The following is a 20207-nucleotide window of genomic DNA, read 5'->3' as shown; positions in this document are numbered from 1 at the left end:
GACGCCGCACGTTTCAGGAGGCCGCCGCGGTGGTGTAGCGACGGGCCACGTCCGTCCAGTTCACGAGCGACCACAGGCGCTCGACGTAGTCCGGACGCACATTGCGGTACTGCAGGTAGTAGGCGTGTTCCCAGGCGTCGAAGACGAGCAGCGGCGTCGTGTTCGCGCCGACGTTGCCGTGGTGGTCGTAGACCTGCTCGACGATGAGGCGGCGGCCGAGCGGCTCCCAGGCCAGGACGCCCCAGCCCGAGCCCTGGACCTGCGACGTCGCCGCCGTGAGCTGCTTCTGGAACGCCGCGAACGAGCCGAAATGTTCCGTCAGGGCGTCGGCGAGCGGGCCGTCGGGGCGGTCACCGCCGTCCGGGGACAGGTTCTCCCAGAAGATCGAGTGCAGGACGTGCCCGGAGAGGTGGAACGCGTAGGTCTTCTCCAACCCGACGAGCCCGCCGAACTCCCGCTCGCCCCGCGCCTCCGCCAGCCGTTCGAGCGTGTCGTTCGCGCCCTTGACGTAGGCGGCGTGGTGCTTGGCGTGGTGCAGTTCGAGGATCTCGCCGGTGATCGCGGGTTCCAGCGCCCCGTAGTCGTACGGCAGGTCCGGCAGCGTGTAGGTCGACATGACGGCCACTATTGCAAATGAGTCGCAAATGCGTCCAGCTAGCAGGAGCGACCATCCCGGGCGAGGTGATCCAATGGAGACGTCAAGAAACGGGAAAGGGGTCACGCATGGGACGCGCGCTGGTGCTGGGCGGCGGCGGGATCGCCGGGATCGCCTGGGAGGCAGGGCTGATCGACGGGTTCCGGCGCGCCGGGACCGACCTCGGGGACGCCGACCTGATCGTCGGGACGTCCGCGGGCGCGGCCGTGGGAGCCTTCCTCGCGCACGGCGCCGACTTCGCCGCGCTGCTGGAGGACGTCGCCGCCGACCCGCGCGAGACGGGCGCCGCCGATCTCGACCCGGCGCTGGTGATGGCGATCTTCGAGGCGCTCACCGACGCGTCCGCCAACGGGGTCGAGGGACGCCGCCGGGCGGGCGTGCTGGCGCTGGAGGCCGACACGAGCACGTCCGACGAACGGCTCGACGCCGTCGCCGAGCACTTGCCGTCCCCGGAGTGGCCGGCGACGCCGCTGCTGCTCACGGCCGTGGACGTCGAGACCGGCGCGTTCACCGTCTGGCGCGCGGGCGGCGCGGCGACGCTGGAGCAGGCGGTGCGCTCGTCGTGCGCGCTGCCGGGCGTGTTCCATCCGGTGGAGATCGCGGGCCGCCGCTACATGGACGGCGGCGTCTACTCGGCCGCCAGCGCCGACCTCGCCCAGGGCCATGACCGGGTGGTCGTGCTGGAGCCGATGGCGCACCTGACGCGCCGGGACGTCCTCGCGCGCGAGCTGGCGACGCTCGGCTCCGCCCGGATCGCGACCGTCGGCCCCGACGCCGAGACGGCCGAGCTGTTCGGGATCGACCTGCTCAGCCCGAAGCTGTGGACGACGGCGTACGCGACGGGCCTGCGCCAGGCGGCGGCGCACGCCGCCGAGATCGCCGACGTCTGGACGGCCTGACCCGGCCGTTTCCCGCCGGGTAGGAGTTCCGGCATGACGCGAGCACTCGTTCTCACCGCGGCCGCCTCCGTGGGCGGTTCCTGGCAGGCCGGGCTGGTCGAGGGGCTGCGGCGGGCGGGGACCGACCTCGGCGACGCCGACCTGATCGTCGGCACGTCGGGCGGCGCGATGACGGCCGCCATGATCGCCCTGGGCGCCGACCTGCCCAGCTACATCGACGGCGCGGCGGAGGGGCGGCGCGACGAGACCATGCCGCCCGTCGAACCCGACCCGACCACCCGCGTGTACGACCTGCTGTCCGATCCGTCCCTCCCGCCGGACGAGCGGCGGCGGCGCGCCGGACGCATCGCGCGCACCGCCGACACGTCCGTGACCCGCCACCGCGCCGACACCGTCTTCGGGATGCTGACCGGGCGCGCGTGGCCGGACCGGGCGCTGCTCGTCCCGACGGTCGACACCGAGACGGGCGAGCGCGCGGTGTGGCGGCGGGGCGGGGCGGCGACGCTGGAGCAGGCCGTCCGCGCGTCCTGCGGGTGGCCCGGCCTGTTCCCGGCCGTGGAGATCGGCGGACACCACTACATGGGCGGGATGACCTACTCCGCCGCGCACGCCGACCTCGTCGCGGGCTGCGACCGGGTCGTGGTCCTGGCCCCGCTGCATCCCCTGGTGGGCCGCGACGAGCTGGCGGCCGAACTCGCCGCCGCCGCGCCGCGCCGGACGGCCGTGATCGACGCGGGCCCGGCGGGGCGCGAAATGCTCGACCTGCTGCTGCTCGACCCGCACATGATCCGGCCCGCGTACGCGGCGGGGCTGCGGCAGGCGGCGGCGCACGCGGCCGAGATCGCGGCCGTCTGGAGCGGCTGACCTGCGGATTCCGTGTCATGACGGACGTGACGGGGTAGGTCCCCGGCATGGCACGGGCACTGATCCTCGGTGCGGGCGGCACCGCGGGCGCCCTGTGGCAGGCAGGGCTGGCCGAGGGGTTCCGGCGCGCCGGGACCGACCTCGGCGGCGCCGACCTGGTCGTCGGCACGGCGGCCAGCCCGGTGATCGGGGCGCTGCTGCTGTCCGACCTTGACTTGGAACGTTCCATAAAAGAGATCGTCACCGTGCTGCTGGCCGGCCCGTCCGCCGACGTCGAGGCCGACCGGCTGCTCCAGGTGATCGACGTGCTCGCCGACCCGTCCGTCCCGGCGGACGAGCGGCGGCGGCGCGTCGGCCGGATGGCGCGGGGCTCGCACACCGCCGCGGGCCACCGGATGGACGACGTCCTCGCGGTGCTCCCGTCCGGCGACTGGCCGGACCGGCTGCTCGTCCCGACGGTCGACGCCGACAGCGGCGAGCGCGCCGTGTGGGGACGGGACGGCACGGCCACGCTCGCCGAGGCGTTCCGCGCGTCCGACGCGCTGCCGACCGTCTTCCCGCCCGTCGAGATCGGCGGACGCCGCCACATGAACGGCGTCGTCTACTCGCACACCCACGCCGACCTCGCCACCGGGCACGAGCGCGTGATCGTCCTCGCGCCCCTGCGCCACGTGCTCGGCGGGGCCCTGCTCGCCGAGGAGATCGGCCGGCTGGACGCGGCCCGCACCCTGGTGATCGGCCCCGGCGCCGAGACCCGCGAGATCTTCGCCGCCGGCGTCGTCGACCCCGAGACCGGCACCGCGCCGTTCTACGCCGGACTGCGCGACGCCGAGCATTACGCCGCCGACGTCGCGGAGATCTGGTCATGACGCGGGCGCTGGTGCTGGGCGGCGGGGCGGGCATCGCCGCGCCCTGGGAGGCGGGCCTGATCGAGGGGTTCCGGCGGGCCGGGACCGACCTCGGCACCGCCGACCTCATCGTCGGGACGGCCTGGGGCTCGTTCGTCGGCGCCTGCCTGGCCGGGGGCGCGGACCTGAACCGCGCGATGGACGACGTCGACGCGACCGACCGCGAGCAGCGCGGCCCCGGCATCAACGCCCTGCTGCTGGAGAAGATGCTCCGGCTGCTGTCGGACCGGTCCATGTCGCGCCGGGAGCGGCGGCGGCGCGTCGGCGAGATCACGACCCGGCCGGAGGTCGTCGCCAAGGCGCACCGGCTGGACCTGATCGCCGACTGCCTGCCCGTCGCGGACTGGCCCGAGCGCCGGCTGCTCATCCCGGCCGTGGACGTCGACTCCGGCGACCGCGTCGTGTGGGACCGGGGCAGCGGCGTGCCGCTCGCCAGGGCCGTCCGGGCGTCGGCGTCGTGGCCGAGCGAGTTCCCGCCGACCGAGATCGACGGGCGCCGGTACATGGACGGCGGCGCGTTCTCGTCCACCAACGCCGACCTCGCGCGCGGCTGCGACCGGGTGGTCGTGCTGATGCCGATGCGCCATCTCGTCCCGGCGCGGACGCTGGAGCAGGAGGTCGCCTCGCTCGGCGACGTGAAGGTCACCGTCGTCGGCCCCGACGATCCGGCCGTCGAGCTGTTCACGCTCGCGCTGTTCGAGCCGAACGTCCCCGAGAGCGCCTACGGGGCCGGGCTGCGGCAGGCCGCCGACGAGGCCGAGAAGATCACCGCGACCTGGGAGGACTGATGGCGCGCGCACTGGTGCTGGGCCTCGGCGGACTCATCCGGGCGCCCTGGCAGGCCGGGATCATCGCGGGACTGCGCCGCGCCGGGACCGACCTCGGCGCCGCCGACGTGTTCGTCGGCACCGCCACCGGGGCGATCTTCGCCGCGCTGCTGGCCGCCTGCGGCGACCCGGCGGACGCCGTGCCGGACATCGCCGCCGAGGACCAGCGGCTGCGGGCCGCCGGGGTGATCCCGGAGGGCTACCAGAAGGTCCTGGCGGTGCTGTCGGACACGTCCGTCCCGCCGGACGAGCGGCGGCGGCGCCTCGGCCGGATGGCCGTGGACACCCGGACGTCCACCGGCTCCGGGGACGTGGCCCGGCTGTGCGGCCTGGCGTCGCCGGACTGGCCGGAGCGGCGGCTGCGGATCCCGACCGTGGACGTCGCCACCGGTGCGCGCGTCGTGTTCGAGCGCGGCGGGGACGCGACGCTCGACCAGGCCGTCCGGGCGTCCTACGCGGCGCCGACGCTGGAACCGCCGGTCGAGATCGCCGGGAACCGGTACATGGACGGCGGCCTCTACTCGACCACGAACGCCGACCTCGCCGCCGGCTGCGACCGGGTCGTCGTCATCGCGCCGCTGCTGGAGCTGGCGTTCGTCCCGACGCTGGAGCGCGAGCTGGCCGCGCTCGGCCCCGAACGGGTCGAGGTGGTCGCGCCGGACGCCGCCACCGGCGAGCTGTTCGCGCTGACCACCTTCGACCCGGACCTGCCGAACTCGACGTTCGAGGCGGGCCTGCGGCAGGCCGCCGAGCAGGCCCCGGCGCTGGCCGGGGCCTGGGACGGCTAGCCGGGAAGGCTAGAACGCCTCGTCGAACGCCACGCTGCCCGCGACGCCGATCTGGTACGCCGAGACGCGGCGCTCGAAGAAGTTCGACAGTTCCTGGACGTCCTGGAGGTCCATGAACGCGAACGGGTTCTCCGCGCCGTACCGGACGGGCATCCCGAGCCGCGCGAGCCGCTGGTCGGCGACGTACTCGAGGTAGCGGCGCATCGCGTCCGCGCTCATGCCGGGCAGCCCGTCGCCGCACAGGTCGCGGGCGAAGGCCAGCTCGACGTCGACGGCCTCCTCCAGCATCCGCGTGACGTCGGCGGTGAGGCCGGCGTCGAAGAGTTCGGGTTCCTCCTCGCGGACGGTGTCGACGACGGCGAACGCGAAGCTCATGTGCATCGACTCGTCGCGGAAGACCCAGTTGGTGCCGGACGCGAGCCCGTTCAGCAGTCCGCGCGACCGCAGCCAGTACACGTACGCGAAGGCGCCGTAGAAGAACAGGCCCTCGATGCACGCCGCGAAGCAGATGAGGTTGAGCAGGAACGCGCGCCGGTCCGCCGGGCCGTCCAGCCGGTCGAGCGTGTCGATCGAGCCGATCCACCGGAAGCAGAACTCGGCCTTCGCGCGGATCGACGGGATGTGTTCGATCGCTGCAAATGCACGGGCGCGCTCGTCGGCGTCCGGAAGGTAGGTGTCGAGCAGCGTCAGGTAGAACTGGACGTGCACGGCCTCCTCGAACAACTGCCGCGACAGGTACAGCCGCGCCTCGGGCGCGTTCAGGTGCTTGTAGAGGTTCAGCACCAGGTTGTTCGCCACGATCGAGTCGCCGGTCGCGAAGAACGCCACCAGCCGGTTCACCAGATGCCGCTCCTCGGGCGTCAGCCGGGCGAGGTCGGCCAGGTCGGAGCCGAGATCGACCTCCTCGACCGTCCAGGTGTTGCGGATCGCGGCGCGGTAGCGCTCGTAGAAGTCGGGGTAGCGCATCGGCCGCAGCGTGAGGTCCATGCCGGGGTCGAGCAGCATCGGCTTGTCGGTCACTGGCACGCCTCGCACGCCTCGGGGTTCTCCAGGGAGCAGGCGACGGCGTCCGGATCGGCCACCGCCGTCACGGTCGTCTGCGCGATGCGCGTCGCGGGGCGCGACCGCAGGTAGTACGTCGTCTTCAGGCCCTGCTTCCACGCGTACAGGTACATCGAGGACAGCTTCCCGATCGTCGGCGTCTCCAGGAACAGGTTCAGCGAGTGCGCCTGGTCGATGTACGGGGTGCGGGCGGCGGCGAGGTCGATCAGGGCGCGCTGCGGCAGTTCCCAGGCCGTCCGGTAGAGCGCGCGCAGCTCGTCCGGCAGGTCCGTGATGCCCTGGACGGAGCCGTTCGCCCGCTTGATCGCGTCCCGGACGGCGGGCGTCCACAGCCCGAGCCGCTTGAGATCCGCGACGAGGTAGCCGTTGATCTGGAGGAACTCGCCCGACAGCGTCTCGCGCTTGAACAGGTTGGACACCTGCGGCTCGACGCACTCGAAGCAGCCCGCGATGGACGCGATCGTCGCGGTCGGCGCGATGGCGATCAGCAGCGAGTTGCGCAGGCCGACGGCCGCGACGCGCTCGCGCAGCGCCGCCCACTCGGCGGCGGGCGTCGCGTCCGGGAAGTGGTCCGGGTGGAGCTGGCCGCGCGCCGTCCGCGTCTGCGCGTAGGCGGGCAGCGGGCCGTGCAGTTCGGCCAGGTCGGCGGACGCGTGGTAGGCCGCGAGCGCGATCTCCTCGGCGATCCGGGTGGACAGCGCGCGGGCCTCGGGCGAGTCGAACGGCAGGCGCAGCTTGAAGAACACGTCCGCGAGGCCCATCACGCCGAGGCCCATCGGCCGCCACTTGCGGTTCGCTTCGGCGGCCTCCTCGGTGGGGTAGAAGCCGCGGTCGATCGTCCGGTCCAGGAAGCGGACGGCCGTCCGGACGGTCCGGCGCAGCCGCTCCCAGTCCACGCCGTCCGGGCCGGTGTGCGCGGCGAGGTTGACCGACCCGAGGTTGCAGACGGCCGTCTCGCCGTCGGACGTGACCTCCAGGATCTCCGTGCACAGGTTCGACAGGTGGACGACGTTCTCCGGCTCGGCGGTCTGGTTGCAGGCGCGGTTGGCGGCGTCCTTGAACGTCATCCAGCCGTTGCCCGTCTCGGCGAGCGTCCGCATCATCCGGCCGTACAGCCGCCGCGCCGGGATCCGCCGGACGAACCGTCCCGCCTTCTCCGCCGCCCGGTACGCCGCGTCGAACGCGTCGCCCCACAGGTCCGTCAGCTCGGGGACCTCCTTCGGGTCGAACAGCGACCAGTCCTCGTCGGCCTCGACCCGGCGCATGAACTCGTCCGGGATCCAGTTCGCGAGGTTGAGGTTGTGGGTGCGGCGCGCGTCCTCTCCGGTGTTGTCGCGCAGTTCGAGGAACTCCTCGACGTCGGCGTGCCACGGCTCCAGGTAGACGCAGGCCGCGCCCTTGCGGCGTCCGCCCTGGTTGACGGCCGCGACGGAGCTGTCCAGCGTCCGCAGCCACGGGACGATGCCGTTGGAGTGCCCGTTCGTCCCCCGGATCAGCGAGCCGCGCGACCGGACGCGCGTCCACGAGATCCCGATGCCGCCCGCGTACTTGCTGAGCCGCGCGACCTGCGCGTACCGCGCGTAGATGGACTCCAGCTCGTCGCGCGGCGCGTCCAGCAGGAAGCAGGACGAGAGCTGCGGGCGGCGCGCGCCGGAGTTGAACAGTGTCGGCGAGCTGGGCAGGTAGGCGAGCCCGCCGAGCAGCGCGTACAGCTCGGCGGCCTCCTCGACCGTGTCGGCGAGCCCGGCCGCGACGCGCAGCCAGAAGTGCTGCGGACGCTCCAGGACGCGGCGCGTGGACGGATGCCGCAGCAGGTACCGGTCGTAGAGGGTGCGCAGGCCGAAGTACTCGAACCTGTCGTCATCGGCGTGGTCGACCAGCGCGTCGAGGGCGTCGGCGTTGCGGGCGACGAACGTCGCGGTCCGCTCGTTCAGCAGGCCCTGCGCGTGCGCGGCGGCCACCGAGCCCGCGAACGTCGTGACGCCCTCGGCGGCGGCCTCGTCCGCGATCAGCCCGGCCAGCAGCCGCGCCGCGACGCGCGAGTACGCGGGCTCCACCGCGACCAGCGCGGCGGCCTCGCGCACCGCCTGCTCGCGGTCGCCGCCGTCGGCGAGCACCCGGGCGGGGTCGACGCCGTCCAGCCCGGCGCACGCGCGCTCCACCTCGGCGGCCGGTCCCGGCGGCGCGATGAGTTCCTGTGTCACGTGCCCTCTTCCCCTCGCGGACGCGGAAGGGCACGCGGCGACGCCGCGCCCGGCCTCCCGCGAAGCCTGGACGTTCCCGTCGTACTGGCAGGTCTTCGGACTCGCGGGCGTCGCACCTCGTTCGGTGCGGCCTAGTGGCCGTCGCTTCCCGGTCCCCGGCTCGGGGTCCAGTGCTCTGTGACGGCGGTCGTTCCCGCTCACCGCTGCGGGGCAGTCCCGGAATCACACCGGGTTCCCTCTTGCGACGTCCCCGGCCGGTTCCGGCCGGGGACGAACCAGCACGGGCCACGACCCTACATCTAGTTGATCGGCTTTGCATCCGTCCCACATGTAGGGAGTGTTGGGGGGTGCGTCACGCCGCGGACGTCGGCTCTACGATGGTCGGCGAGATGAGTCCGCCCGCCCCTGTTCCGTCGTCGCGCGCCGCCCGCGCGGTCGTTTTCGCGACCGTGTGCACGGTGCTCGCGGTTTCCGGACACGCGGTCGCGTCGTCGTGCGCGGTGTCCGTCGCGGCGGTCACGGCCGGGTTCGGCGGCTCGGCGCTGCTCGGGTTCGCGCTGGCCGGACGCGAGCGGTCGCTCCGCACGATCACCGGCGTGCTCGTCGGCGGGCAGTACGCGCTGCACTGCCTGTTCAGCGGGTCGTCCCGGCCGGGGATGGTCATGCATCACGCGGCGACCGTCCCGGCGCCCGTCGAACACCACTCCGGCTCGTGGATGACGCTCGCGCACCTCGGCGCGGCGCTCGTGTCGGCGTGGTGGCTGCGGCGGGGCGAACGCGCCGTGTGGGGGCTCGCGCGCCGGCTCGCCGGACGGCCCGCGCGGCTCCTCCTGGTTCTTTCGCGTCCTTCGGCTCCGGCGGCTCCGCGTCCGGTTCCGGCCGTCCGGCCGCGTCCGGTGGTCCGCGTGCTGCGGCACGACGTGGTCCGGCGGGGGCCGCCGTCCGTTTCGAGGGCGCTCGGCTGAGCGCCGCAACGTCACCCGGCCGCCTTCGGCACCCGGGTTCTTCTCGTACGTCTCGAAACGGAGCACCACCATGCCGGTTCGCCGGATCACCCTTGTGGCGGGCCTCGCCGCCGTCGCCGTGCTCGGCCTCGGCCCGTCCGCGTCCGCGCACGTCACCGCCAACCCCCGCACCGCCGAGAAGGGCGGCTACACCAAGATCAGCTTCCGGGTGCCGAACGAGCGGGACGACGCGTCGACCGTCAAGCTCGTCGTCCACCTGCCGCAGGACCACCCGATCACGTCGGTCTCGGTGCGTCCCGTCCCCGGCTGGACGGCGAAGGTCGAGGAGGCCGCGCTGCCCAAGCCCGTCACCGTCGAGGGCACGCAGCTCACCAAGGCGCCCGCGACCATCACCTGGACGGGCGGCAAGATCGACCCCGGCCAGTTCGAGGAGTTCGACGTCTCCCTCGGCCCCCTTCCCGCCGACACCGACCGCCTCCTGTTCCCCGCCGAGCAGACCTACTCGGGCGGCGACGTCGTCAAGTGGGACCAGAATCCCGGCGGGGCCACCGAGCCCGAGCATCCGGCGCCCTCGGTGACGCTCGTCGCCAAGGGCTCGGCGACGCCCGCCGCCGCCGCGAAACCGTCCGACTCCGACTCCGACGACACGGCGCGCCTGCTCGGCGGCCTCGGGCTCGTCGCCGGGGTGCTCGGCGTCGGCACGGGCGTGTTCGCGCTGACCCGGTCGCGGAGCCGGGCATGACGACCGTCCGCTCACGGATCGCCGCGGTCCTCGCGGCGGGCGGCGCACTGGCGCTCGCGGTCCCGGCGACCCCCGCGTCGGCGCACACGGCGCTGCGGTCGACCAGCCCGAGCGCCGGCGCGACCGTCGCCGACCCGGGCCAGGTCACCCTCACCTACGCGGACCCGGTCCTGGTCCCGCGCGTGATCGTGACGGGTCCGAACGGCGTCCGCGTCCAGGTGGGCCCGCCGCACTCCGTCGACCGGACGGTCACGCAGGCGGTCCGCACCGGACTGCCCGGCGGGGTCTACACGGTCGGCTGGCGCGTCGTCTCGCCCGACGGCCACCCGATCAGCGGCTCCTTCACGTTCCGGGTGAGCGGTTCGGGCGCCGCGCCGAACTCCGCCCCCGCCGCGACGCCGTCCACGGCCGCGCGGCGGGGGACGAGTTCGGCCGGCTGGCTCTGGATCGGCCTCGGCGCGGCCGTCCTCGCGGCCCTCGCCGCGGGCGCGGCCTACCTGCGCCGCTCCCGCCGCGCCTGAGGAGGGCCGGCGGCGGTCGCGCCGCCGGCCCACCCCACCGTGCCGTTACTCCTGTGACGGACGGTGACCAAAGTGTCCGGAAAATGCCGCAAACGTGCACAGGGGGTTGCCGGGGAGCGGGCGGGAGAGTACAAGACAACGTGCAACTCCTTCACGTTTGACCGGAAGGGACCCGCGTGCCGCGTCTCCAGCGTTCCTCCTCCGACCGCGTCGGGCCTTCGCTCCTCCGCCGCCTGACGCGTGCCGCCGCGGCCGCGCTCACCGCGTCCACGCTCGTCACCGCGGGCGCCTCGGGCGCGTCGGCGGCCGAGCCGACGTACTACGTGTCGCTCGGCGACTCGCTGGCGGCGGGCTACCAGCCGGACGTCCGCAAAGACGTGAACGTCTCCTACACCGACGTGCTGTACGCGACGCTAAAAAAATCCGACCCGAACCTGCAGCACGTCCGGCTGGGGTGCAGTGGCGAGACCACCCAGAGCATGATCAAGGGCGGCGTCTGCACGTACGACGGCGCGACGTCCCAGCTCGACGCGGCCGTGAAGTTCCTGCGCGCCCATCCGGGTCAGGTCAAATACGTCACCGAGGACATCGGCGCCAACAACGTCGACAAGTGCCTGCCGTCCGGCGGGCTGGACCTCATGTGCCTGGTCTCGGGCATCTTCTCCCTCGGCTCGGACATCCTGACGATCAACCGCGCGCTGCACGACGCGGGCGGCGCCGCCCCGCGCTACGTCGGCATGACGTACTACGACCCCATGCTGGCGGGCTGGCTCCAAGGCGGGACGACGCAGGCGATCGCGGCCGGATCGGCCGTGCTCAACAACGTCCTCAGCGCGGTGATCACCGGCGACGACGACGCGACCGGCTTCGCCACGGCCGACGTCGCGACGGCCTTCTCCAACAACGACTTCGGCTCCGCCGTCGCGCTCCCGGGCATCGGCTCGGTGCCGCGCAACGTCGCGCAGATCTGCCAGTGGACGTGGATGTGCACGAGCTACCACGACATCCACGCCAATCCGGCCGGTCACCAGGTCATCGCGAACGCCTTCCTTCCGAAACTGACGAACAGCTCCGCCGCGAACCGCTGACGCCGACGTCCCGCCGCCCGCGAGGATCGGAGACAGAGGACATGGCCGATGACCGGCCCGATCGCACGCCGCACGGCTGGGTCGATCCCGCCGAGTGGTACGCCGGTCTGCCCGACTGCTACCTGGCGGCCGGGATGCTCCTCACCGACGCCCGCGACCGGGTCCTGCTCGTCAAAACGCACTACCGCGCCGACTGGGGACTGCCGGGCGGCGTCGCCGAGGAAGGCGAACCCCCGCATCTGACGTGCGAACGTGAGATCGCCGAAGAACTGGGGCTGGACCGCCGCGCGGGCGAGCTGCTGCTGCTCGACTTCGTCCCCGCCGACCGGACCAGACCGCGCTCCATGCTCTACCTGGTCTTCGACGGCGGCACCCTCACCGGCCCCCGCACGATCACGCCGCGAGCCGACGAGATCGCCGACTACGCCTTTCTGGACGCCGCCGAGGCCGAACGCCGCATGCACCCCCGCCACGCCCACCGGCTCCCCCACCTGATGGCGGCACGAACCCGGCGGCGCCCCGCGTACCTGCCGCGCCCGTAGCGGGCCAGGAATCGCATCGCGCGAGCCGGTGGCGTCGGCGCTCCGGGGTGAGTGAGCGCGGGAGTGCGGCCCGGCGGCGGGGTCGGCGCGCGAGCCACCGGACGGCTCGGCCCCCGTGGCGTACCGCCGGACCGCTCGCCCGCCGCGCCGGGCCTGTCCGCGCGCGTCGACCGTAACACTTTTGCGTACATCAGTGTTCGCAATGTGGGAGACGGCACCCGCCGGTTGGTACCTTGAGCGCCGTGGACTACGGGCCGCTGCCACGGGGGCGGCATCACCTCACCCGTGCGCAGGTCGCGGAGTCCCAGCGCGAACGCCTCTTTCAGGGAATGACGGAGATCGTCGCCGAGAAGGGGTACGCGGCCTGCTCGGTCGCCGAGGTGCTGAAGCGCGCCCGCGTGTCGCGCGAGACGTTCTACGAGCACTTCGCCGACAAGCAGGCGTGCTTCCTCGCCGCGTACCAGCGGGACGCCGACCGGATCCTGGACGTCGTCGCGCACGCGATCGCCGCCGACGGCCCGCCGCTCGACCGTTTCGGCCGTGCGCTCGCCGCGTACCTGGCGGAACTGGCCGACGACGGGCCGCGCGCCCGCGTCTACGTCGTCGAAGTGCAGGCCGCCGGGCCGGCCGCCGCCGCGCGCCGGTCGGTGGTGCAGGGCCAGTTCGTGGCGCTGGTGTCCCCGGTCCTGCTCGCCGACGAGCGGTGGCGCGGCCTGCCCGACCCGGCGTTCGCCTGCCGGATGCTGATCGGCGGCATCGCGAGCCTGGTCAGCGCACGCGTCGCGACCGGCCGGCACACCGCCCTGCCCGAGCTGCACCGGCCGATCGCCGCGCACGTCCGGTCCCTGCTCGGCGGCTAGCCGCCCCGGCCGATCGCCCGTGTACGGGCGGCGGCTAGACGTCCTGGCCGATGGGACGGATCACGACCGTGTTGACGTCCACGCCCGCGGGCTGCGCGAGCGCCCAGACGACGGCGTCCGCGATCTGCTGCGCGGACAGGTACTCGCCTTCGGGGGCGCCGCCGGCCGCGGCCCAGAAATCGGTGTCGACGCGTCCGGGCGCGACGTGCGTGACGCCGACGCCGTCGCCGGTGACCAGGCGGCGCGTGTTCTCCGCCAGCCCGGTGATCGCCCACTTGGTGGCGCCGTACACATTGCCCGGACGATTCGTATATCCCGCGACGCTCCCCACGAGAACGATCCGTCCGCGCGTCGCCTTGAGAGCGGGCAGGGCCGCGTTGACCAGCAGCATCGGGCCGAGGACGTTGGTCAGGACCATCGCCTCCCAGGTGGCGGGATCGCCGGTCGCGAGGTTCCCCTCCACGGAGAACCCGGCGTTCGCGACGGCGTTGTCGAGCCGTCCGAAGTGTTCGAGAGTCGTGTCGACGGCCGAGCGGACGGCGGTGTGGTCGGCGGCGTCGCCCGGAAGGGTCAGCAGCGCGTCCGGCGACCCGGCGTCCTTGGCGAACTGCTCCAGGCGCTCGGCGCTGCGTCCGGTGACGGCGACGCGGTGGCCGCGGTCCAGCAGGCTCCGGGCGATGCTCGCGCCGATGCCGGCCGAACCGCCGGTGATGAGGGTGACGGGTGCTTCGCTCATCCGCCCCACGGTAGAAGCTGGAGCAGACTCCAGGTCAAGTCGTCATATTTATGGCTATCGAGGGCCTTCAACCTGCACACATGTCGAATGGGGCGGGTTTTAGGCTCCGCAACCCCGGCGAACCCCACTACCGTGGGGGCTGTGGGGGAAAGTGAACACAACCGTCCGACCCGGCGCCGCGCGTTGCTGCTGCTGGGAGGTGCCGCGGGGCTGGCCGCCTTCGGCGCCGACGCCGCGCGCGTGAACGTCTCGCGCATCGCCGCGCCGCCGCTCGTACCGGGACCGCGTCCGCGTCCGGTCCTGCATCCGTCCCCGACACCGACCCCCAAACCGGTGCCGAAGCCGCGGCCCGCGCCGTGGACGTCCACGCCGCTCACCACGACGCAGCACCCGGTGTACTACCTCAACCAGCTCAGCCCGGCGCCGCCGCCCAACTCGATCGCGCTGTCCATCGACGACGGCCCGCACCCGTCCTGGACGCCGCGCGTGCTCGACCTGCTGGCCGAGCACGACGTCAAGGCGAGCTTCTGCATGATCGGCGAGCAGGTGGCCGAGTACCCGAAGATCGTCCAGCGGGTCGCGGCGGCCGGGCACCAGATCTGCAACCACACCTGGACGCACCCCGACCTGCCCGGCCTGCCGGAGAAACGGCTCCGCCGGGAGATCGCCCACACCCACGACAAGATCTCGCAGGTCGCCGGGATCGTCCCCACGCTGTTCCGCGCGCCCGGCGGCGGCTGGTCCAAGGCGGTCTACGAGATGGTCGCCGAGTACGACATGCTGCCGCTGGACTGGTCGGTGGACCCGCGCGACTGGTCCCGTCCGGGCGTCGGGCACATCCGTAAGACGCTGCTCAACGCCAAGGCGGGCAGCATCCTGCTCTGCCACGACGGCGGCGGCGACCGATCGCAGACGCTGTCGGCGCTGAAGACCGTCATCCCCAAGCTGAAGAAGCGCGGGCTGGTGTTCACCGCCCTCTGAACGGGGTGCATCTAGGTACACCCCCGGTTCGGGGTGCGGGCGCACTGTGCGTTCCTCCGATGTCCTCAAAACTGGACCTATAGTCGAGATCCAGGAGGACAAGGTGGACATCGCTCCCACGCGCCGGCTCACCCGGCTGCGCGCACCGTGGCCGGGGCTCGGATTCCTGCTCCTGGGCGTGCCGACGTGCCTGCTCTACTGCGCGTACCTGACGGCGTTCGGGCTGGTGGGCATCGGGCTCGGCGTGCTGCTCGTCCCGCCGCTGACGATCGCGGTGCGCGGCCTGACGGACGTGTACCGACGCCGGATCTCCGCCGTCACGGGTACGGAGATCGAACGCCCGTATCTGCCGGACGTGCCCGGTGAACCGATCCACCGGCGTTTCATCCGGCTGCTCCAGGACCCGGCGACGTGGCGCGACCTGCTGTGGATGGCGGCCGACCCGATCGTCGTCCTGTTCACCGCCGCGCTGCCCGGCCTGCTGATCATCGAAGGCGTCTGGGGCTGGCTGCTCGCGGGCTTCGCCGGCGACCTCCTCACCCAGTACGGCGGTAACGACTGGTACCTGTTCATCCATGTCACCGACGGGTTCGGCGACGACCCAACGCAGAGGATCGGTACGGCCGCGCTCGGTACCGTCCTCATCGCGCTCGGCTTCGCGTTCGGTCCGGCGCTGCTGCGCGCCTACGGCCGCTGGGGCGCCGCGCTGCTCGGCCCGACCGAGGCGTCCAAGCTCAAGCTGCGCGTCCGGCACCTCACCGAGTCCCGCTCGGACGCCGTGGACGCGTCCGCCGCCGAACTCCGCCGCATCGAGCGCGACCTGCACGACGGCGCGCAGGCCCGGCTCGTCGCGATGGGCATGAGCCTCGGCGCCATCGAGCACCTGCTCGACAAGGACCCGGAGAAGGCGCGGCTGCTGCTGGCCCGCGCCCGCGAGTCCTCGGCGCAGGCGCTCGCCGAACTGCGCGACCTGGTGCGCGGCATCCACCCGCCGGTGCTCGCCGACCGGGGCGTCGCCGACGCCGTCCGGGCCCTCGCCCTCGACCACCCGCTGGCCGTGGAGGTCACCGCCGACCTGCCCGGACGCCCCGGCGCGCCGGTCGAGTCGGCCGCGTACTTCGCCGTCGCGGAGATCCTGACGAACGCCGCCAAGCACTCCGGCGCGTCCCGCGTCTGGATCGACCTGCGGCACGCCGGCGGCGCGCTGCGGATCTCGGTCACCGACGACGGGCGCGGCGGCGCGTCCCTGGACGGCGGGACCGGGCTGCGCGGCATCGAACGCCGCATCGGCGCCTTCGACGGCGTGCTCGCCCTCAACTCCCCGCCCGGCGGGCCGACCGTCGTCACCCTGGAGCTGCCGTGCGGCCTGAACGCCCTGGCCTGACCTGATGCGCGTCGTCCTCGCCGAAGACCTGGCCCTCCTGCGGGAGGGCCTGGTCAGCCTGCTCGAAGCGCACGGGTGCACGATCCTCGCCGCCGTCGACAACGGGCCGTCCCTGCTCAAGGCGCTGGTCGAGCACCGGCCGGACGTCGCGGTGGTGGACGTGCGGCTGCCGCCGTCCTTCACCGACGAGGGCCTCCAGGCCGCTCTGGAGGCGCGGCGGCGCGTTCCGGGGCTGCCCGTGCTCGTCCTGTCGCAGTACGTCGAGCAGCTTTACGCCCGCGAACTGCTCGCCGACGGCACCGGAGCCGTCGGCTACCTCCTCAAGGACCGCGTGTTCGACGCCGCGCAGTTCGTGGACGCCGTCCGGCGCGTCGCGGGCGGCGGCACCGTGATGGATCCCGAGGTCATCGCCCGGCTCGTCGCCCGCGGCACCCGCGACACGCCGGTCGCGCGGCTCACCCCGCGCGAGCTGGAGGTGCTGGAGCTGATGGCGCAGGGACGCTCCAACGCCGCCATCGCGCAGCAACTCGTCGTGACCGAACGGGCCGTCGCCAAGCACACGGCGAACATCTTCGGCAAGCTGGGTCTCGCGGTGTCGGACGACGACAACCGCCGTGTGCTCGCGGTCCTCGCCTACCTGAACCGCTGAGCCGGTCAAGGATCGACGGGCGCGGGGGGCTCGGCGAAGGACATCAACACCTCGCTTCGGGGCCACTTTCCGCTGCTGAGGGCGCACGATGGGAACGGGCCGTGTTCGGCGAGGCGGCCCAGGGGAGGGCGCACGATGACGGTGATCCTGGCTTTGCTCTGCCTGGCCATCGCGGGCAGGGAGCTGTACCTGGCGTTCGACCGGAAGCAGGCGCGCGGACCGGCCGGTCCCGAGGTCGCCGAGCTGGGCCGGCGGCTCACGCTCGCGACCGAGGAGATCGCCGAGCTGCGGCGCTTCCACGCCGACGACCTGAACGGGCGCGCGGCCGTCCGGGCGGGCGACGAGGCGCGGCTGGTCGTGGCCGAGCAGCGGCTGGACGTGCTGGCCGACGAAATCGCGGGCGTCCGCGAGCACCTGGCGCGGCGGCTGGACCTCGCGGTCGCGGCGTCGCTCGGCGCGGACGCCCCGGACACGGTCGCGGGCGCGCTCGCGTCCGGCGACGGCCCGGCGCGGCCCGCGCTGACCCGCGCGTTCGACCGGCTGGCGCTGCGGCACGGGCTGCGCGCCGAGCTGACGCTCCCGCCCGTCGACGCGGCCGGGGACGGCGTGTGGCACGTCCGCAGCTACCTGACGGGCCGCAGCCCGCGTGCGCTGGAGGCCGAGTTCATCGAACTGCTCGGCACCCTGAACGCCGCCGACGCGCAGGACCCGGTCCACGACCTGCTCGCGCTCCTGCGGGACGCCGGTCCCGGCGGCGCCCAGATCGGCCCGTTCCTCGTCGCGCGGACGGCGGAGGAGTTCGTCGCGGGCGTCCTGCCGCTCGCCGAGCTGAGCCGCGACGACGCCGACCCGCTCGCCGACCCCAAGGACGCCGCGGCCCGCCTCCACCGCCTGCCCGCCGCCCGCTTCCGCGACCTCCCGCCGGGCCCCGCCCAGGACCCCGACATCGACGCCGACACCGACACCGAGCCCGACCTCGCCGCCGACCCCGCCTGACACCCGCCGGGGCGCCGCCCGGCGGCCATGGCCGACGCGGACGGGAGCGGGCGCGGCGGCACGGCGTCCGACGCGGACATCGGCGGCGTGCCGTCCGGGTGCGGGCGATCGGCCTGCCCGGCGGTCGTGTGTTCGGACGTTCGCCGGGGCTCAGGCGCGGGGAGTCGTCCAGGTGAAGCGGGGGGTGCGACGGTCCAGGAACGCCGCCACGCCCTCGGCTGCGTCGCCGCCCGCGTCGGCCTCCTCGCGCCAGTACGCGACGCGGTCGCCGAACGGCTCGCCGGCGACGACGGCGTCCACGATCTCCTTGGTCGCACGCTGGGTGAGCAGGGAGCGGGTCGTCAGCGTCCCCGCGAACGCGGTGATCCGGGCGGTCAGGCCCTCGGCGGGGACGATCTCGTCCAGCAGCCCGATCCGCAGGGCGTGCCGGGCGTCCACCAGGTCGGCCGAGTAGAGCAGGTACTTGGCGGCCGACGGGCCGATGAGCCGGACGATCCGCGCCGTCGCCGTCCCCGGGTAGACGATCCCGAGCCGCGCGGGCGTGATGCCGAACCGGGCGTCGCCGGTGCCGAACCGCAGGTCGCAGGCCGCGGCGAGCTGGCAGCCGCCGCCCACGCAGTACCCGTCGATCGCGGCGATCGTCGGCTTCGGGAACGCCGCCAGCGCCTCCTCGGCGCGGGTGGACAGGTGCGCGCCCTCGCCCCGGTTGATCGTCGGCAGTTCGGCGATGTCGGCGCCCGCGCAGAAGTTCCCGCCCGCCCCGGTGAGGACGAGCACCCGGACGTCGGGGTCGGCGGCGAGCACCGCGAGCAGGCCCGGCAGCTCGCGCCACATCGCGGCGGTCATCGCGTTGCGCTTGTCCGGCCGGTCGATCGTGATCGTCGCGACGCCGTCGGCCACGGCGCAGCGCAGCAGCCCACCGGTCATGTCCGCCCCCTCCTGCCGAGCCCTCGCGGCCATCGTAGATCGCGGCCCCGGCCCGTCCGGCGCCCGCCCCGGGACGGTCATGTCACACCGCGCGGGGAATGCGCCGCGCCCGTTCCGTGCTGTACTGTCAAGGTGACGCCTTCGTTCTTCCGCGGATGCGCGGCGCAGGCGTCTTCCCCGTCCGGGCCATCTGAGCGCCCGGTGAGCCGGATCCCTTGCGCGCCCGTATCGGGCGAAGCGCGTATTCGGCCCCATCGCGCGACCGCCCGCCCGCACATCGGCGGGCCGCGCATCGCACCGTCATCCCGCCGACTGCCGGGGGTCATCCGGCCGTATCCGGGAAGGAATCCGGGAGGGACGTGAAACGCCGTTCCCGCCCGAGAAGGGACCTCCTTTGCCCAGCACCATCTCCCCCGAACGCACCGTGCCCGCCCGGCGGGACCTGCCCGCGCAGGTGCCCCGGCAGACCGCCCGCCCCGCCGCGTCGTCCGGCGACGCCGATCCGGTCGTCCCGTTCACCGGGATCCTGTCCGTCCACGACAAGCACGCGTTCGTCCGGACGTCCGGCTACCTGCCCGGACCCGACGACGTGTACGTCTCCCTCGCCCAGGTCAAGGCCGCGCACCTGCGTCCCGGCGACGCCGTCGCGGGCACGGCCCGGCCGCCGCGCGGCAGCCGCGAGAAGGTCAACGCGCTCGTCGACGTCACGACCGTCAACGGGCTGCCCGCCCGCGAGGCCGCCGACCGTCCCGACTTCGGGTCGCTGACGCCGCTGTTCCCGAACGAGCGGCTGCGCCTGGACACCGGCCCGCTCGCGACCCGCATCATCGACCTCATGGCGCCGATCGGCAAGGGCCAGCGCGGCCTCATCGTCTCGCCGCCCAAGGTCGGCAAGACCATGATCCTCCAGGCGCTGGCCAGCGCGATCACGATCGCCGAGCCGGACGTCCACCTCATGGTCGTGCTCATCGACGAGCGGCCCGAAGAGGTCACCGACATGCGCCGCTCGGTGGACGGCGAGGTCATCCACTCGACGTTCGACCGTCCCGCCGAGGAGCACACCGCCCTCGCCGAGCTGGCCGTCGAGCGCGCCAAGCGGCTCGTCGAGCAGGGCCACGACGTGGTCATGCTGCTCGACTCGATCACCCGCCTCGGCCGCGCGTACAACCTGGCCGCGCCGTCCAGCAGCCGCATCCTCGCGGGCGGCGTCGCGACGACCGCGCTGTACCCGCCGAAGAAGTTCTTCGGCGCCGCCCGCAACATCGAGAACGGCGGCTCCCTCACCATCCTCGCGACGGCGCTGGTCGAGACCGGCTCCCGCATGGACGAGGTGTTCTTCGAGGAGTTCAAGGGCACCGGCAACATGGAGCTGAAGCTCGACCGGAGCCTCGCCGACCGCCGCGTGTTCCCCGCCGTGGACCTGGAGGCGTCCGGCACCCGCCGCGAGGAACTGCTCATGACGCCCGAGGAACTGGCGCTGAACTGGCGGCTGCGCCGCGCGCTGTCCGGGCTGGACCGGCAGCAGGCCGTCGAGCAGCTTCTGGAGAAGATGAAGGGCACGAAGTCCAACGCCGAGTTCCTGCTGCGCGTGCAACAGACGACCTGACCG

20 protein-coding genes, 1 pseudogene and 1 riboswitch are annotated in these 20207 nt (G+C 73.5%); of the genes and pseudogenes, 16 read left to right on the top strand and 5 right to left on the bottom strand.

Going from position 1 to position 20207, the window contains the following annotated elements; translation table 11 throughout:
- Nucleotides 1-13: 13 nt before the first annotated feature.
- Nucleotides 14-616 carry a superoxide dismutase gene (locus tag BTM25_RS04560; RefSeq protein WP_103562749.1) on the bottom strand — a complete coding sequence of 201 codons (603 nt, stop codon included), beginning with the start codon at nt 614-616 and terminating at the stop codon, nt 14-16.
- Between the two features lie 107 nt (nt 617-723).
- On the opposite strand from BTM25_RS04560, the gene BTM25_RS04555 reads away from it, so the two are divergent.
- From BTM25_RS04555 to BTM25_RS04535, 5 genes are read left to right on the top strand one after another with little or no spacing between them, the layout of a single operon-like run.
- On the top strand, nt 724-1554 hold the full coding sequence (locus BTM25_RS04555) for a patatin-like phospholipase family protein (protein WP_103561477.1): 831 nt from the start codon (nt 724-726) through the stop codon (nt 1552-1554).
- A gap of 33 nt (nt 1555-1587) precedes the next feature.
- A complete protein-coding gene (locus tag BTM25_RS04550) occupies nt 1588-2418 on the top strand; it encodes a patatin-like phospholipase family protein (protein WP_103561476.1) in 831 nt (276 codons plus the stop codon).
- A 47-nt stretch (nt 2419-2465) separates the two neighbouring features.
- The gene (locus BTM25_RS04545; protein ID WP_103561475.1) at nt 2466-3287 is read left to right on the top strand and encodes a patatin-like phospholipase family protein; all 822 of its coding nucleotides are present in this window, start codon (nt 2466-2468) and stop codon (nt 3285-3287) included.
- The gene (locus BTM25_RS04540; RefSeq protein ID WP_103561474.1) at nt 3284-4114 is read left to right on the top strand and encodes a patatin-like phospholipase family protein; all 831 of its coding nucleotides are present in this window, start codon (nt 3284-3286) and stop codon (nt 4112-4114) included. Before BTM25_RS04545 ends, BTM25_RS04540 begins: the two co-directional genes overlap by 4 nt.
- Nucleotides 4114-4941, top strand: coding sequence for a patatin-like phospholipase family protein (locus BTM25_RS04535; RefSeq protein WP_103561473.1), 828 nt, complete (start codon nt 4114-4116; stop codon nt 4939-4941). The genes BTM25_RS04540 and BTM25_RS04535 overlap by 1 nt, the downstream gene beginning before the upstream one ends.
- Nucleotides 4942-4950: 9 nt before the next feature.
- Here BTM25_RS04535 and BTM25_RS04530 read toward each other — a convergent pair whose 3' ends face one another.
- The gene (locus tag BTM25_RS04530; protein ID WP_235828230.1) at nt 4951-5961 is read right to left on the bottom strand and encodes a ribonucleotide-diphosphate reductase subunit beta; all 1011 of its coding nucleotides are present in this window, start codon (nt 5959-5961) and stop codon (nt 4951-4953) included.
- Nucleotides 5958-8207 carry a ribonucleoside-diphosphate reductase subunit alpha gene (locus BTM25_RS04525; RefSeq protein ID WP_103561472.1) on the bottom strand — a complete coding sequence of 750 codons (2250 nt, stop codon included), beginning with the start codon at nt 8205-8207 and terminating at the stop codon, nt 5958-5960. The genes BTM25_RS04530 and BTM25_RS04525 overlap by 4 nt, the downstream gene beginning before the upstream one ends.
- Before the next feature lie 69 nt (nt 8208-8276).
- A riboswitch (cobalamin riboswitch) is annotated at nt 8277-8499 on the bottom strand.
- Nucleotides 8500-8596: 97 nt separating this feature from the next.
- Between BTM25_RS04525 and BTM25_RS04520 the strand changes: the two genes are divergently transcribed.
- The 6 genes from BTM25_RS04520 to BTM25_RS04495 all read left to right on the top strand — a co-directional run bounded on the left by BTM25_RS04520 (nt 8597) and on the right by BTM25_RS04495 (nt 12925).
- Nucleotides 8597-9172 (top strand): hypothetical protein, encoded by a 576-nt coding sequence (locus BTM25_RS04520; protein WP_146058959.1) that lies wholly within the window; start codon nt 8597-8599, stop codon nt 9170-9172.
- A 70-nt stretch (nt 9173-9242) separates the two neighbouring features.
- Entirely contained in the window at nt 9243-9914 is a 672-nt protein-coding gene (locus tag BTM25_RS04515) for a YcnI family copper-binding membrane protein (RefSeq protein ID WP_103561470.1), read from the top strand.
- Entirely contained in the window at nt 9911-10435 is a 525-nt protein-coding gene (locus tag BTM25_RS04510; RefSeq protein WP_103561469.1) for a copper resistance CopC family protein, read from the top strand. The genes BTM25_RS04515 and BTM25_RS04510 overlap by 4 nt, the downstream gene beginning before the upstream one ends.
- Nucleotides 10436-10611: 176 nt before the next feature.
- On the top strand, nt 10612-11523 hold the full coding sequence (locus BTM25_RS04505) for an SGNH/GDSL hydrolase family protein (protein ID WP_103561468.1): 912 nt from the start codon (nt 10612-10614) through the stop codon (nt 11521-11523).
- Nucleotides 11524-11564: 41 nt separating this feature from the next.
- Nucleotides 11565-12065, top strand: coding sequence for an NUDIX domain-containing protein (locus BTM25_RS04500; protein ID WP_205647960.1), 501 nt, complete (start codon nt 11565-11567; stop codon nt 12063-12065).
- A 329-nt stretch (nt 12066-12394) separates the two neighbouring features.
- A complete protein-coding gene (locus tag BTM25_RS04495) occupies nt 12395-12925 on the top strand; it encodes a TetR/AcrR family transcriptional regulator (protein ID WP_103561467.1) in 531 nt (176 codons plus the stop codon).
- A gap of 34 nt (nt 12926-12959) precedes the next feature.
- Here the strand turns inward: BTM25_RS04495 and BTM25_RS04490 are convergent, their stop codons facing one another.
- Complete coding sequence (locus BTM25_RS04490) at nt 12960-13661, bottom strand: SDR family oxidoreductase (RefSeq protein WP_103561466.1); 702 nt, start codon at nt 13659-13661, stop codon at nt 12960-12962.
- A 141-nt stretch (nt 13662-13802) separates the two neighbouring features.
- On the opposite strand from BTM25_RS04490, the gene BTM25_RS04485 reads away from it, so the two are divergent.
- From BTM25_RS04485 to BTM25_RS04470, 4 genes are all read left to right on the top strand, one after another.
- Nucleotides 13803-14642: a polysaccharide deacetylase family protein gene (locus BTM25_RS04485; protein ID WP_235828228.1), complete on the top strand. Its 840-nt coding sequence runs from the start codon at nt 13803-13805 to the stop codon at nt 14640-14642.
- 103 nt (nt 14643-14745) lie between these two features.
- Entirely contained in the window at nt 14746-16026 is a 1281-nt protein-coding gene (locus BTM25_RS04480; RefSeq protein ID WP_235828226.1) for a sensor histidine kinase, read from the top strand.
- Nucleotides 16027-16030: 4 nt separating this feature from the next.
- Nucleotides 16031-16675 carry a response regulator transcription factor gene (locus BTM25_RS04475; protein WP_103561464.1) on the top strand — a complete coding sequence of 215 codons (645 nt, stop codon included), beginning with the start codon at nt 16031-16033 and terminating at the stop codon, nt 16673-16675.
- 135 nt (nt 16676-16810) lie between these two features.
- Nucleotides 16811-17671 carry a hypothetical protein gene (locus tag BTM25_RS04470; RefSeq protein ID WP_103561463.1) on the top strand — a complete coding sequence of 287 codons (861 nt, stop codon included), beginning with the start codon at nt 16811-16813 and terminating at the stop codon, nt 17669-17671.
- Between the two features lie 150 nt (nt 17672-17821).
- On the opposite strand, the gene BTM25_RS04465 is transcribed toward BTM25_RS04470, so the two are convergent.
- Nucleotides 17822-18598, bottom strand: coding sequence for an enoyl-CoA hydratase/isomerase family protein (locus BTM25_RS04465; RefSeq protein WP_103561462.1), 777 nt, complete (start codon nt 18596-18598; stop codon nt 17822-17824).
- 433 nt (nt 18599-19031) lie between these two features.
- Here BTM25_RS04465 and rho point away from each other — a divergent pair.
- A pseudogene (gene rho / locus BTM25_RS04460) lies at nt 19032-20204 on the top strand (transcription termination factor Rho); the annotation flags it as partial.
- Between the last annotated feature and the right edge of the window lie 3 nt (nt 20205-20207).

The sequence above is a fragment of the Actinomadura rubteroloni genome (assembly GCF_002911665.1).
Classification (GTDB): Bacteria; Actinomycetota; Actinomycetes; order Streptosporangiales; family Streptosporangiaceae; genus Spirillospora; species Spirillospora rubteroloni.
This window is presented reverse-complemented; position numbering and strand designations above follow the sequence as displayed.

Excerpts from the sequence above, each read along its gene's own strand:
- BTM25_RS04560 (WP_103562749.1), bottom strand. The coding sequence starts at position 616 with ATGTCGACCTACACGCTGCCGGACCTGCCGTACGACTACGGGGCGCTG.
- BTM25_RS04555 (WP_103561477.1), top strand. The coding sequence starts at position 724 with ATGGGACGCGCGCTGGTGCTGGGCGGCGGCGGGATCGCCGGGATCGCC.
- BTM25_RS04550 (WP_103561476.1), top strand. The coding sequence starts at position 1,588 with ATGACGCGAGCACTCGTTCTCACCGCGGCCGCCTCCGTGGGCGGTTCC.
- BTM25_RS04545 (WP_103561475.1), top strand. The coding sequence starts at position 2,466 with ATGGCACGGGCACTGATCCTCGGTGCGGGCGGCACCGCGGGCGCCCTG.
- BTM25_RS04540 (WP_103561474.1), top strand. The coding sequence starts at position 3,284 with ATGACGCGGGCGCTGGTGCTGGGCGGCGGGGCGGGCATCGCCGCGCCC.
- BTM25_RS04535 (WP_103561473.1), top strand. The coding sequence starts at position 4,114 with ATGGCGCGCGCACTGGTGCTGGGCCTCGGCGGACTCATCCGGGCGCCC.
- BTM25_RS04520 (WP_146058959.1), top strand. The coding sequence starts at position 8,597 with ATGAGTCCGCCCGCCCCTGTTCCGTCGTCGCGCGCCGCCCGCGCGGTC.
- BTM25_RS04515 (WP_103561470.1), top strand. The coding sequence starts at position 9,243 with ATGCCGGTTCGCCGGATCACCCTTGTGGCGGGCCTCGCCGCCGTCGCC.
- BTM25_RS04510 (WP_103561469.1), top strand. The coding sequence starts at position 9,911 with ATGACGACCGTCCGCTCACGGATCGCCGCGGTCCTCGCGGCGGGCGGC.
- BTM25_RS04500 (WP_205647960.1), top strand. The coding sequence starts at position 11,565 with ATGGCCGATGACCGGCCCGATCGCACGCCGCACGGCTGGGTCGATCCC.
- BTM25_RS04495 (WP_103561467.1), top strand. The coding sequence starts at position 12,395 with ATGACGGAGATCGTCGCCGAGAAGGGGTACGCGGCCTGCTCGGTCGCC.
- BTM25_RS04490 (WP_103561466.1), bottom strand. The coding sequence starts at position 13,661 with ATGAGCGAAGCACCCGTCACCCTCATCACCGGCGGTTCGGCCGGCATC.
- BTM25_RS04475 (WP_103561464.1), top strand. The coding sequence starts at position 16,031 with ATGCGCGTCGTCCTCGCCGAAGACCTGGCCCTCCTGCGGGAGGGCCTG.
- BTM25_RS04470 (WP_103561463.1), top strand. The coding sequence starts at position 16,811 with ATGACGGTGATCCTGGCTTTGCTCTGCCTGGCCATCGCGGGCAGGGAG.
- BTM25_RS04465 (WP_103561462.1), bottom strand. The coding sequence starts at position 18,598 with ATGACCGGTGGGCTGCTGCGCTGCGCCGTGGCCGACGGCGTCGCGACG.